Source organism: Clostridium sp. K13 (assembly GCF_019734195.1).
Taxonomy (GTDB): Bacteria; Bacillota; Clostridia; order Clostridiales; family Clostridiaceae; genus Clostridium.
Genome location: NZ_JAASHM010000001.1, coordinates 1 through 13,815 on the forward strand (window position 1 = coordinate 1; position 13,815 = coordinate 13,815).

At 28.6% G+C, this 13,815-nt stretch carries 12 protein-coding genes and 1 other annotated feature; of the genes, 10 read left to right on the forward strand and 2 right to left on the reverse strand.

Annotation, left to right across the window (positions count from 1 at the left end; all coding sequences use genetic code 11):
• Window positions 1-49: 49 nt before the first annotated feature.
• Both HCG76_RS00005 and HCG76_RS00010 read right to left on the reverse strand, forming a co-directional pair.
• Window positions 50-688, reverse strand: coding sequence for an ABC transporter permease subunit (locus tag HCG76_RS00005; RefSeq protein ID WP_221698534.1), 639 nt, complete (start codon window positions 686-688; stop codon window positions 50-52).
• Window positions 652-1,386, reverse strand: a complete 735-nt coding sequence (locus HCG76_RS00010; RefSeq protein WP_221698307.1) for an ABC transporter ATP-binding protein — start codon at window positions 1,384-1,386, stop codon at window positions 652-654. Before HCG76_RS00010 ends, HCG76_RS00005 begins: the two co-directional genes overlap by 37 nt.
• A 687-nt stretch (window positions 1,387-2,073) precedes the next feature.
• Here HCG76_RS00010 and HCG76_RS00015 point away from each other — a divergent pair.
• The 10 genes from HCG76_RS00015 (at window position 2,074) to typA (ending at window position 13,764) form a co-directional block, all read left to right on the forward strand.
• A complete protein-coding gene (locus HCG76_RS00015) occupies window positions 2,074-3,291 on the forward strand; it encodes a response regulator transcription factor (protein ID WP_221698308.1) in 1,218 nt (405 codons plus the stop codon).
• A 190-nt stretch (window positions 3,292-3,481) separates the two neighbouring features.
• On the forward strand, window positions 3,482-3,982 hold the full coding sequence (locus tag HCG76_RS00020) for a PRC-barrel domain-containing protein (RefSeq protein WP_221698309.1): 501 nt from the start codon (window positions 3,482-3,484) through the stop codon (window positions 3,980-3,982).
• Complete coding sequence (locus tag HCG76_RS00025) at window positions 3,966-4,994, forward strand: AI-2E family transporter (protein WP_221698311.1); 1,029 nt, start codon at window positions 3,966-3,968, stop codon at window positions 4,992-4,994. Before HCG76_RS00020 ends, HCG76_RS00025 begins: the two co-directional genes overlap by 17 nt.
• Before the next feature lie 86 nt (window positions 4,995-5,080).
• Window positions 5,081-5,258 (forward strand) — a binding site (T-box leader).
• A 61-nt stretch (window positions 5,259-5,319) separates the two neighbouring features.
• Window positions 5,320-7,968, forward strand: coding sequence for an alanine--tRNA ligase (gene alaS, locus HCG76_RS00030; protein ID WP_221698313.1), 2,649 nt, complete (start codon window positions 5,320-5,322; stop codon window positions 7,966-7,968).
• A gap of 136 nt (window positions 7,969-8,104) precedes the next feature.
• On the forward strand, window positions 8,105-8,362 hold the full coding sequence (locus HCG76_RS00035) for an IreB family regulatory phosphoprotein (protein WP_133014261.1): 258 nt from the start codon (window positions 8,105-8,107) through the stop codon (window positions 8,360-8,362).
• Window positions 8,363-8,546: 184 nt separating this feature from the next.
• Window positions 8,547-8,966 (forward strand): Holliday junction resolvase RuvX, encoded by a 420-nt coding sequence (gene ruvX / locus HCG76_RS00040; RefSeq protein WP_195989341.1) that lies wholly within the window; start codon window positions 8,547-8,549, stop codon window positions 8,964-8,966.
• A 171-nt stretch (window positions 8,967-9,137) separates the two neighbouring features.
• The gene (locus HCG76_RS00045; protein ID WP_221698315.1) at window positions 9,138-9,413 is read left to right on the forward strand and encodes a DUF1292 domain-containing protein; all 276 of its coding nucleotides are present in this window, start codon (window positions 9,138-9,140) and stop codon (window positions 9,411-9,413) included.
• Window positions 9,414-9,436: 23 nt separating this feature from the next.
• Entirely contained in the window at window positions 9,437-9,898 is a 462-nt protein-coding gene (locus HCG76_RS00050; RefSeq protein WP_221698316.1) for a Fur family transcriptional regulator, read from the forward strand.
• Between the two features lie 64 nt (window positions 9,899-9,962).
• Entirely contained in the window at window positions 9,963-11,630 is a 1,668-nt protein-coding gene (locus HCG76_RS00055; RefSeq protein ID WP_221698317.1) for a ribonuclease J, read from the forward strand.
• A 307-nt stretch (window positions 11,631-11,937) separates the two neighbouring features.
• Window positions 11,938-13,764 carry a translational GTPase TypA gene (gene typA, locus HCG76_RS00060; RefSeq protein WP_221698318.1) on the forward strand — a complete coding sequence of 609 codons (1,827 nt, stop codon included), beginning with the start codon at window positions 11,938-11,940 and terminating at the stop codon, window positions 13,762-13,764.
• Window positions 13,765-13,815: the final 51 nt, after the last annotated feature.

Here is a 13,815-nt window from a genome sequence, read left to right on the forward strand (position 1 = left end):
AGTCATTAAAAATAGCTTGTTAAAGTTCATTTTTTATTTAACTGTAAAATTATTCAAGGAAAACTGCACTATTATAGTAGTTAATATCTTTTTTGCAGAAATAGTAAAATGTTATTAGAATAAATATAGTCATATATGTAAGTATTAATATTACGGAAATTAAAGGAGTTACTCCACTATAAACTGCACTTTGAAAATTAAATTCTATAGATGGCATAGTACTTCCAAACTCTAAGAACTTCCTAAAATCTAAATTTACAAATGGGAAATATTTAAGAAAATCATAATAGCTAGCAGCAAAAGCGTTTAAAGGATAAATAATTGTTAAAGTAAGAACAGTAACTATAGTTGCAACAGAAACTGATTTTAATACCACTCCTATTAAAAATGAAAGTATAGTATAGAATATAATATTAATTAATTGAAGAATAACAACTATCATTGAATAGCTAAACATAGATAATGTATAAGGTTTATTAAAGCCATAAAGAACAATAACTCCACCCGTTGCACCAAATCCATAAACTATTAGACCAGAAAGTATTCCTAGAACTATTACAAGGGCAAATGAAATTAATCCGTAAATTAATGTTGCTAAATATTTTGATATTAATATTTTATATCTTTTATAAGGTAATAAAAGAAGTGGATTTATAGTTTTGTTAGTATATTCACCTCTCCTGCTGATTTAATAAAAACTTCTTCAAGTGATGAGGTTTTATTTATTTCCTCCATAGATTTCAAGCAACGCATTTTACCATCAGTAATTATTAAAACTTTATCACATAAAAGCTCCATTTCAGTAAGTATATGACTAGATACTAAAACAGCAAGACCTTTATTATGAGCAAGATCTTTTAAAAATTCTCTTAATGCCTTTATCCCTATAGGATCTAATCCATTAGTAGGTTCATCTAAAATCAATATTTTAGGATTATTTAAAAGTGCTACTGTAAGACCTAATCTTTGTTTCATACCAAGTGAGTAATTTTTAACTTTGTCGTTAAGTCTATTTTTTAACCCCGATAACTTTATACATTCATTGATATGATCCTCTGTGGTATTTGGACAAAGTTTAGAAAAATAATTTATGTTTTCATTACCAGTCATATGTTCATAAAGATGAGGAGTTTCTACTATAGCACCAATATTTTTCATAGCCTCTTCAAAATTTTTATTAATATCATAATTGCAAATCTTTATTGAACCTGATGTTGGTTTTATTAGATCAGTTATCATTTTTATAGTAGTTGTCTTACCAGCCCCATTAGGACCAAGAAAACCTAAAATTTCACCACTGTATAGATTGAAGCTAATATCATCAACAGCAGTGAATTTTTTGAAGCTTTTACTTAGATTTTTTATTTCTAATATTGAGTTGTTCATTTTACCTCCATTTAGTAAAAAAATTATTTTTAAGATATTTGTATAATTTTTAATTTTTTTCAAAAATATCTTGAGTTATATACATCTACTTTTTAGGAATTATTTTATATCTTTTTATAAACTCTAACAACAGTAATTAACGAAAAAATAAAATAAAAAAACAATACTTGCCAATATTTACATAATTTGTAAAATGTATTAAAATATAAATAAATGGGAAAATAAGTAGGGTGTATATTCATATAGATATATAATAAAAAATAATGAAATAGTATATTAGCTACTAAATCCTATTATATAGAATGAAGACTGATTATTTTAATTAATGTTCAAACATCATCATAAAGATTATAAATAATGAGTCTTTTAATATTAGATATAATACTTAGTAAACAAATAGATGGAAATCCATAATGATATTTAATGACAGGTAAAATTAAATGCAAAGGTTTACAATGGTCGTAGTAATTATTTTAGATGGCTTTTACCTATTATTTTTGTAAGTTTGTTTATTGAATAATATAGTAACTTAATTAATAGTTTAAAATACCATATATCATAGAGTAATGAAAAAAGAGGGAAGGGATTTATGATAGTAAATTTAAAAGATTTCAGTGAATTTGGTAGTGGAAGTACTGTAGAAATAAGGATTCCAATAATAAAGTAAAAATTTAGGGGGGAATTGTTTTGATAAAAGTTTTAATAGCGGATGATGAACCAAGAGTTAGAAGGAATATAAAAAGTGTTATTAACTGTGAAGAGTGGAACTTTGAGCTTGTGGGAGAAACTGAAAGCGAAAAGGTTGCATTAGAAATTGCAAAAGAAAGAAAACCGGATATAATTTTTCTAGATATAAGTATGCAATTTCTAAGTAGATTAGATTTGATAGAAGAATTTAAAAAGGTTTTAAATGACCCTATTATAATAATTATTTCAGATAATGATGAGTTTAATTATGATAAAACTATATTAAGATTAAATGTATTTGATTATATTTTAAATCCTATAGATAGAGAAAGTCTTAAGAAGACTATTAGTAATGCAAAAGATGAAATTATAAATATAAGAAGGAAAAAGGGAATAAGTGAATTTACAGTTAGTAAGCTTGAAAAAAATAGTAAATATTTAAAGGAAAATTTTCTAAAGGATTGGATAAGAGGGAAGATTAGAAGTTCAGAACTTCAAAAGGATATGAAGCATTTTAATATTAATTATACTAATTCAATGGGACTTATAATGGTTAAGCCTTTAATAAAAAATAGAGGGTTAAATGAAAATGAGTGGTCATCAGATTTATTAAGTTATGCTATATTAAATATAGCTAATGAGTTAATGAGTAAATTTAAATATTTGAATGTTTTTATTGATTCTAAAAAGCAGGTTGTTATTTTATGTGATATAAATCCAATAAAATATTGGCATGGAGCTGTTACTGAATTAGAAAATACAATAAATAAATACCTTAAAATTAATGTAGTTATATGTGCATCATTTTTGCGCGATGATCCAGTTCAGGTAAATATTGTTTATAAATCCTTGTGTAATAGACTAATTGATAAGAGTAAAAAAACACCAGTTGTTATTGAGGTTCAAAAATATATAAATAGAAATTATCATAATGAAGATTTATCTATATCAGAAATAGCAAATAATTTAGGTGTTAGTCAAACATATCTTGCTAGATTATTTAAAAGAGAGCTTGGCATGAATTTTGTTGATTATTTAACTAATGTAAGAATAAAAAATGCAATAATTTTAATGAGAGATCCATCATTAAAATTATATGAAATTGCAGAGCTTATTGGATATAGTACTCAACATTATTTTAGTAACATATTTAAAAAACATGTAGGAATATCTCCTCAAGACTATAAGTTAGGTGTAATAAATGAAGCTAGGCAGTAAAATGTTTTTTGAAACTTATCAATGTAATATTAATAATAAAAGATAGAAGGATAAAGAGTAATTAGAGATAATTATAAAAACTTATTATACATTAATTAAGCTATTTCTATAAAAAATTCTAAATATTTTACTAATAATAACCATAGTATTTGTCAATACTATGGTTATATGTTTTTTTAGAGGTGAGAAAATGTTTAAGTGGAGAGATTTTTATTTAATGAAGGTCTATGATTCTAAAAATAAATATATTGGAGTTATAGAAGATATATCCATAGATTTTAATAAAGGAATTATAGATGGATTTACAATTTCACCAGCATCTATAATTAAAAAACATACTTTTGTTTCAAGTGATGCAATAACTTCTATAGATAAGGTAATGAAAATTACGGAAACATCAAAATTTAAGGGATTAAAATTTAAGGAAATTAAATTTGTAGATATTCTTAATGAAAAAAAAGTGTTAATTGGAGTGCTTGAAGACTTAATTATAGATAAAGAAAATTTTAGTATAAAAGGTTTGATTATTAGCTCAGGAATATTTGATAAGATGTTTAAAGGAAAGGAAATTATAACATTAAAACATTGTGTTTTATGTGATGATTATATTTTATATAAGGGAAGTGAGCGTATTAAGCTTAAAACTTTACCTCATGATTTAGGAGGAGTAAAGGATGTTAGGAAAGTATAAAAGTTTAATTTATAAAACTATAATAGCAGTTGTTCTTGTATTGCTTAGTATTGCTATATACATATATTTCACTCCTATAAGAGATGTTATTAATTTATTATTAATTTCATTTATAATTGCTTATACTTTAAAGCCTTTAAGAAATTTCTTAAGTCAAAGGTTTAATATATCAGCTAAAAAGAGTTCTCTATTAATTATATTATTAGTTTTATTAGCATTTATAGGACTTTTATATTGTATAGTACCATCTATATTAAAAGAAAGTGGAAATTTTGGAGTTATGCTAGATAGTATAGAGGAATATGTTTTAGCTCTTGCAACTAGATTTAAATTAGATAGATTGCCTGTTTTTGAAACTGTATATCTACAAGTGGGAGAAAAAATAAATATGATTTTAAGTAATGCATCAACTAATTTAGTAGATAATATGATTTTACTTGGAGAAAATATTGTGGGTCTTGCAGTTGTTCCAATAACAACTTATTACTTATTAGCAGATGGACATTTAATTTACAATAAATTATTATTAGTATTTCCAACAGATAAAAGAGTTTTAATTAAAAATATAAATAATAATATTGATAAGATATTAAGTAGGTACATATTAAGTCAGCTTTTATTATCATTAATAATTGGTGCATTATCCTTTGTTTTATTATTAATACTTAGAGTGAAATTCCCATTAGTATTATCTATAATAAATGCAATAGCTAATATAATACCTTATTTTGGTCCTATTATAGGAGGGGTTCCTATAATTTTTATGGCTTTTACAGGTTCAGTTACAAAGGGTTTATTGGCAGCAGTAGGTGTATTTTTAATACAACAAGTAGAAGGTAACTTTTTAGCGCCTAAAATAACAGGGGATAGTACTAATATGCATCCCATAATAATTATTATATTATTAATATTAGGCGAGAAGATGGGTGGAGTAATAGGTATGGTATTATCGGTCCCAATTGCCGTTATAATAAAAGTTGTATATGATGATATAGATTATTATTTATTCTAAGTAAGCCTTTTGTGGAATGAAAATAAATTTCATTTATTGACATAAGAGTATAAATGAAATATAATCTTGCTAGGAAATAAATTTAATATAAAGCGATGAAAAGAATGAGTAAATATGATGTAAATATTTAGAGAGGAAGTGTTTGGTGAAAACTTCTTATTTTGCATATTGAAGCTATCTTGGAGCTTATTTTACTTTAAGTGATGTATATTTATATACATAATTAGGGTGGTACCGCGGAAATTATAAGTTTTCGTCCCTTTTCTTTTTTTGAGGGATGGAGACTTTTTTATTTATATTTAAAAAACGGAGGTAGTAATTAATCATGAAATTCATGGGAGCAAATGAATTAAGAGAAAGCTTTATAAGCTTTTTTGAATCTAAAGAACATTTAAGAATGGAGAGTTTTCCATTAGTACCTAAAAATGATAATAGTTTATTATTAATAAATGCAGGTATGGCACCACTTAAGCCATATTTCACAGGAATACAAAAACCACCAAAGACTAGAGTTACAACTTGTCAAAAGTGTATAAGAACTGGTGATATAGAAAACGTAGGAAAGACTTCAAGACATGGTACTTTCTTTGAAATGTTAGGTAACTTCTCATTTGGAGATTACTTTAAGGGAGAAATTATTCCATGGTCTTGGGAGTATGTAACAGAAGTATTAAAACTTCCAAAAGATAAATTATATGTAACAATATATTTAGAAGATGATGAAGCATATGAAATATGGACTTCTAAAACAGATATAGATCCAAATAGAATCTTTAGACTAGGAAAAGATGATAACTTCTGGGAAGTTGGAACAGTAGGTCCATGTGGTCCTTGTACAGAAATCCATTATGATAGAGGGGTAGATGTAGCTCCAGTTACAAATGTAGATGATTTTGTTGAAGCTTCAGATGCTGATAGAATAGTTGAATTCTGGAACCTAGTATTTATTCAATTTGATAAGCAAGAAGATGGAAGCTATGCTCCATTAAAGAATAAAAACATAGATACTGGTATGGGACTTGAAAGAATTGCAACTATAATGCAAGGTGTTGATAACATATTTGAAATTGATACAGTAAAAAATATCTTAAATAAGGTATGTGCTTTATCAGGAGTAGAATATGGAAAAGATGCTAACAATGATACTTCATTAAGAATAGTAACAGACCACGTTAAAGCTGTAACTATGCTTATATCAGATGGAGTTCAACCAAGTAATGAAGGAAGAGGATATGTTTTAAGAAGACTTTTAAGAAGAGCTGCAAGACATGGAAGATTACTTGGAATTAAGGGATTATTCTTAAAGGATGTTGTAGAGGCTGTTGTAGAAAACTATGGTGGAAATTATCCTGTATTAGTTGAAAACAAGGATTATATAACAAAGATAATAACTTTAGAAGAAGAAAGATTTAATGAAACTATTGATAGTGGAATGAACATATTAAATGGATATGTTAAGGAATTAGAAGATACTAAAGCTACTGTTCTTTCAGGAGAAAAGGCATTTAAATTATATGATACTTATGGATTCCCGCTAGAGTTAACAGAAGAAATTCTTGAAGAAAAGGGAATGACTGTTGACCATGAAGAGTTCAAGAAGGAAATGGAAGCTCAAAGAGAAAGAGCTAGAAGTGCAAGAGGAGAAACTTCTTACATGGGAGCTGATGAAAACCCAATAAATAAAGTAAGTGCTGATATTGAAACAGAATTCGTTGGATATACAGCTACAGAAGATACTGCTAAGGTTGTAGTTCTTGCAACTGATGAAGCTTTTGTAGATGAATTAACTGAAGGAAGCAAAGGTTATATTTTAACTGATAAGACTCCTTTCTATGCTGAAATGGGTGGTCAAATTGGGGATACTGGTATGATAACTGGTGCTAATGGTTCAGCTTATGTTTATAACACTAAGAAAAATGTTGGTGGAAAGACAGTTCATTATGTTGAGGTTAAGAATGGAAGCATAAAGAATGGTGAAGAAGTTACGTTAACTGTAGATAAGGTAAGAAGATCTAGTGTTTGTAAAAACCATACAGCAACTCATATGTTACAAGCTGCATTAAAAGAAGTTGTTGGTTCTCACGTTCACCAAGCAGGTTCTTTTGTTGATAATGAAAGATTAAGATTTGACTTTACTCACTTCCAAGCTATGACTGCTGAAGAAATTCAAAAGGTTGAAGATTTAGTTAATGATAAAATAATGGAGGTTGATTCAGTAGAAACTAAGCTTATGACAATTGAAGAAGCTAAGGAATCAGGAGCAACTGCATTATTTGATGAAAAATATGGTGATAAGGTTAGAGTAGTAGCTGCAGGAGAATTCTCTAAAGAACTTTGTGGTGGTACTCACGTATCTAACGTTGGAGAAATTGGATTATTTAAAATAGTTTCTGAAACTGGTGTTGCTGCTGGTATTAGAAGAATAGAAGCTTTAACAGGAAGAGCTGCTATAAAATATATGGAAGAAAAACAAAGATTATTAAAAGAAGCTTGTTCAGCTCTTAAGTGTACAGAAAAAGATGTTTTAAAGAAAATATCTTCTCAAGGTACAGAGTTAAAAGAAAAAGACAAGGAAATAGCTGAACTTAAATCTAAGCTTACAAGTGGAGCTTTAGATGATATCTTAAATTCTGCTAAAGAAATAAATGGAGTTAAAGCTATTGCTTATGCACTAGAAGGTGTAGATGGAAATGCTTTAAGAGATTTAGCTGATAAGATAAGAAATAAGATGGGTTCAGGAGTTGTAGTACTAGTAAGTAAATCAGAAGATAAGGTTAATTTAGTTACTATGGCAACTAAGGACGTATTAGCTAATGGAGTTCACTGTGGTAAGATAATTAAGGAAGTAGCTACTGTTGTTGGCGGTGGCGGTGGTGGAAGACCAGATATGGCTCAAGCTGGTGGTAAGAAACCTGAAAATATACCACAAGCTATAGAAACTGCTTTCCAAACAATAGAAAATTTAGTAAAATAGTTGCGTGTTATGGTATACAATTATACTAATTTAGGGTATAATATAAATAATAAATATTATATAAAATTTCTAATGATTAAAAATAAATAAAAAAACTTTCGTAAGGGGGTGAAGCTGCTAAGGAAGCAGCGAACGTATGGATAATAATCTTGACAGAACAATGCAATTTGACTTAAACATTAACAAAGAAGATTTAACTAAATCAATTTTAAATGATGTGTATACAGCATTGAAGGAAAAGGGATATAACCCAATAAATCAATTGGTAGGTTATCTAATTTCAGGCGATCCTTCTTACATTACTAGTTATAACGGAGCAAGAGCTTTACTAAGAAAACTTGAAAGAGATGAAATACTTGAAGAGGTAATAAAATCTTATCTAGAAATAAAATAAAAGGTGCCCGTTAAGCGGGCACCTTTATTTTTAAAATTATATTAAGAAATTATAGTTAAGAGACTTTTGTTAGTTAAAGAGGTAAAATTGCTTAGCAATTAGGTAAAAAGGTAAAGGGATATGCACTTAACTTTTTAACTTGTAAAGGTAATACTTAACTATTCAAAAATAAAAAGGAGTTTCTATGAGAATATTAGGACTTGATATGGGCTCTAAAACTATAGGAGTTGCTTTAAGCGATCCTTTAGGTTGGACAGCACAAGGAATTACAACAATAAGACGTACTAAAAAGGAACAAGATTTAGAAGAAATACATAAAATATGCAATGAGTATGGTGTTGAAACTATAGTTGTTGGATTACCTAAAAATATGAATGGAACTATTGGTGAATCAGGTGAAAAAGCTTTAGAGTTTTCAGAACTTTTAAAAGAAAAAACAGGATTACCAATAGAAATGTGGGATGAAAGATTAACAACAGTAGCGGCTCATAGAGCAATGTTAGAAGCAGATCTTTCAAGAAGCAAAAGAAAGAAAATAGTTGATAAAATAGCTGCAACTTACATATTACAAGGGTACTTAGATAAGCTAAGACTTAGTAAGTAGCCGACTATATAGAGGTTAGTTTCTTAGTGGAAACAGTACTTTAGTGCAAGTTAAGACTTTCTAATAGTTAGTAGTCTCAAAACTACTAACTAAAATAAAACTGTTTTCAGTTTTGATATTTTGTGTAATAATAGAATAAACAATTTAGATGAAAAAAAAGGAGTTTATAAAATGGAAAAAGATTTAAAAACTATACAATTGTTTGATGAAGATGGAAATGAGATAAATTTAAATGTAATAGCATTCTTTGATATGGTAAATCCTGAAAATGATGAAAAAAGTGAATATGTTATAGTTCAAGAACAAGGATACGAAGATGAAAATCCATTCGCTTTAAAAGTAATAAAAGATGAAGAAGATAATGATATGTTTGAATTAATTGAAGATGAAGTAGAGTTAGCTGCTATAGAAGAAGCTTACAATACTATTTTCTCAGAAGAAGAATAAAGAAGAAATGAGGTGTTAAGTATATGAGCACAGTTAATATAGACATTGAATTATTAAAAGAAAACCTAAAGCAAAAAGGCTATAAGTTAACGCCTCAAAGAAGAGCTATTGTAGATGTAATCATTGAAAAAGAGGGAGAACACTTAACCGCAGAAGAGATTTATGATGAAGTTAAGAAAATATGTCCTGATATAGGTTTAGCAACAGTATATAGAACTGTATTATTACTAGAAGAAATAGGTGTTATTTTCAAACTTGATTTAAATGATGGATGTAGTAGATATGAACTTGTTCATAGTGAAGAAGAACATAGACATCATCATTTAGTATGTAATGAGTGTAAAGCTGTATTCGAAGTTCAAGATGATCTTTTAGATGAACTAGAAGAAAGTATTGAAAATAAATATGGATTTAAAATTTTAGATCACAGTGTAAAGTTCTTTGGTATTTGTTCTGAATGTTGCAAAAAACATAAAAGTGAGTAAAAAGATATTTTAATAGTAGAGATATACGTTGAAATACATAAAGGAAAAGAGAAGGAGGGGACATATGAAGAATGAGAAGGCTAAGGTTAAGATTATTCCTCTAGGTGGGGTAAATGAAATCGGTAAAAATTTAACAGCAATAGAATATAAAAATGATATAGTTGTAATAGATTGCGGGCTTAAATTTCCAGATGAAGATATGTTTGGAATAGATTTAGTTATACCTGATATAACGTACCTTATGAAAAATAAAGAAAAGGTATCAGGGATATTCTTAACTCATGGACATGAGGATCATATTGGAGCATTACCATATGTTTTAAAACAATTAAATGTTCCTGTATATGGAACAAAACTAACACTAGGAATAGTAGAAACAAAATTAAAAGAACATGGATTATTAAGTTCAACAGAACTTATAAGAGTAAAACCAAGGGATGTAATTAGATTAAATTCTGTATCTGTAGAGTTTATAAAAACTAATCATTCAATTGCTGATTCAGTTGCTATTGCAGTACACACACCGTTAGGAGTTGTACTTCATACAGGAGATTTTAAGGTGGATTACACACCAATTGATGGCGAAGCTATGGATTTTGCAAGATTTGCAGAATTAGGTAAAAAAGGAGTTCTTGCAATGATGGCTGATTCTACAAATGTAGAAAAGGCTGGATATACAAACTCTGAAAGAATTGTTGGAGAAAGTTTAACAAGAATTTTTGGAAAAACTAAGGGAAGAATAATTATTGCAACATTTGCATCAAATATTCATAGAATTCAACAAATAATAGATGCTGCTTCTGTATATGGTAGAAAAGTTGCTGTTTCAGGAAGAAGTATGGAAAATATAATGAATGTAGCTATAGAATTAGGTTATATTGAGGTTGATAAGGATTCATTAGTATCCATTGATCAAATTAATAAGTATAATAATGATCAAATTGTTATTATTACTACTGGAAGTCAGGGAGAGCCAATGTCAGCTTTATCAAGAATGGCTGCATCAGAGCATAGAAAAGTAAATATTGTTGAAGGTGATACAATAATTATCTCTGCAACACCTATTCCAGGAAATGAAAAGCTTGTATCAAAGGTTATTAATCAATTATTTAAAAAAGGTGCAGAAGTTATATACGGCTCTCAAGAAAATATTCACGTTTCAGGTCATGCCTGTCAAGAAGAGTTAAAGCTTATGCAAACATTAGTTAAACCAAAGCATTTTATTCCAGTACATGGTGAATATAGACATTTAAAACAACACGGTGAATTAGCTACAAAATTAGGTTTAGATGAAAAAAGTGTAGTTATACCTGACGTTGGAGATATAATCGAAGTTACTAGAAATAGTATTAAAAAGAATGGAACAGTTGCTTCAGGACAAATATTTGTTGATGGACTTGGAGTTGGTGATGTTGGAAATATAGTATTAAGAGATAGAAAGCATTTATCTCAAGATGGTATATTAACAGTAGTTGTAACACTGTCTAAAGAAAATAAGAGCATTGTTGCAGGTCCAGACATTATTTCAAGAGGATTTGTTTATGTAAGAGAATCAGAAGGATTAATGGATGAAGCAAGAGATATTGTTAGAAATACTTTACTAGATTGTGAAGAAAAGAAAATTACTGATTGGGCTACATTAAAGTCAAATGTAAGAGATGAGCTAAGAACTTACCTTTATGAAAAGACTAAAAGAAAGCCAATGATTTTACCAATTATTATGGAAATATAAGTATTAGTTGACAAGTAACAAAGATAATAGTAGAATAATTGATAGATTTGGGAATTGGATACGAGTGTATCCAATTTTCTTTTTGGGCAAAATATTAATAGGTTTACATAAGTGAAAAGCTAAATCTATGATTTAGTTATTTCAACTTACAAGTATGCAATTTATCAAGGAAATTGTTGCAATAAAATTAAACGTAGCAAAAAAATGAAGTATTGTGTACTTGGTTTGAAAAAAGAGATAAGCCTTTATAATAAAAATTATGAATTTAAAATTTAAATTCATAAATAAAATTGATGGAGGAAATTAAATGGAATTAATAACTAGAGATGATATTAGAAATATAGCAATTATAGCTCACGTTGACCATGGTAAAACTACATTAGTTGATGCTATGTTTAAAGAAAGTCACGTATTTAGATCAAATGAAAAAATGGATGAAAGAGTAATGGACTCTAATGACTTAGAAAAAGAGAGAGGAATTACAATTCTTTCAAAGAACACTGCAGTTATGTACGATGGAATAAAAATAAACATCGTTGATACACCAGGACATGCTGATTTCGGTGGAGAAGTTGAACGTGTACTTAAAATGGTTGATTCAGTTTTACTTGTTGTTGATTCTTATGAAGGACCAATGCCACAAACAAAATTCGTTTTAAAGAAGGCTTTAGAGTTAAAATTAAAACCAATCGTTGTTATAAATAAGATAGACAAACCAAATGCTAGACCTGAAGAAGTTATTGATGAAGTATTTGATCTATTCTTAGAATTAGGTGCTGATGATGAACAATTAGATTTCCCAATAATATACGCTTCTGCTAGAGAAGGTTTTGCAAGATACAATGTTGAAGATACAAATACAGGAATGGAACCATTATTCAAAACAATAATTGAACATGTTGAACCACCTAAGGGTTACATAGATGGACCTTTCCAAATGTTAGTTACAACTTTAGATAGTAATGCTTTCGTTGGTAAAATTGCTATCGGTAAGGTACATAGAGGAAAAGTTAAGAAGAATCAAAGCGTAGCTTTAGTAAGACAAGATGGAAGTAAGTCAAACTATAAGATAACAGCTGTATTTGGATATAACGGATTAAAGAGAGAAGAAGTAGAAGAAGCAGGTCTTGGAGATATTATTGCAGTAAGTGGTATTCTTGATGCTAATATTGGAGAAACTATAGCTGATGCATCTAATCCAGAAGCTTTACCATTCGTTGAAATTGATGAGCCAACACTTAACATGAACTTCATGGTTAATGACTCACCATTTGCAGGTAAAGAAGGTGAATTCGTTACTTCAAGACATTTGAGAGATAGATTAATGAAGGAATTAGAAACTAACGTAAGTTTAAGAGTTAAAGAAATAACTCCAGATTGCTTCGAAGTATCAGGTAGAGGAGAACTTCACTTGTCAGTTCTTATAGAAACAATGAGAAGAGAAGGATTTGAATTACAAGTATCTAAGCCAAATGTTATCTTCAAAGAAGAAAACGGAAAGAAATTAGAGCCAATGGAACATTTAACTATAGATGTACCTGAAGAATTCATGGGTGCAGTTATGGAAAAGATGGGACCAAGAAAAGCTGAAATGGTTAATATGACATCAGCTGTTAATGGATATACTAGATTAGAGTTCGTAATCCCTGCAAGAGGTCTTATAGGATTTAGAAATGAATTCATGACTGATACAAAGGGTAATGGTATAATGAACCACGTATTTGAAGGTTATGCTCCATATAAGGGAGAAATCGAATCAAGAAGCAGAGGTTCAATAGTATCATTTGAACAAGGTGAAGCAATTGCTTACGGATTATTCAATGCTCAAGAAAGAGGTAGATTATTCGTAGTACCAGGAACACCAGTATACCAAGGTATGGTTGTTGGAGAATGTGCTAGAGCTGAAGATTTAGATATTAATGTTTGTAAGGGTAAAAAGTTAACTAATACAAGAGCATCTGGTTCAGATGATGCTGTTAAGTTAGTACCAGTTACTACTTTAACATTAGAACAATCAATTGAATTCATTGGAAATGATGAATTAGTTGAAGTTACTCCAGAAAGCATAAGAATCAGAAAGAGATACTTAGATGCTTCTGAAAGAAAGAGAATGATAAGCAGAAGTAAAAAATAATTATGTAAATTGTTTATAATTGCATATAAAAGTATTATAATAGTGAATAGC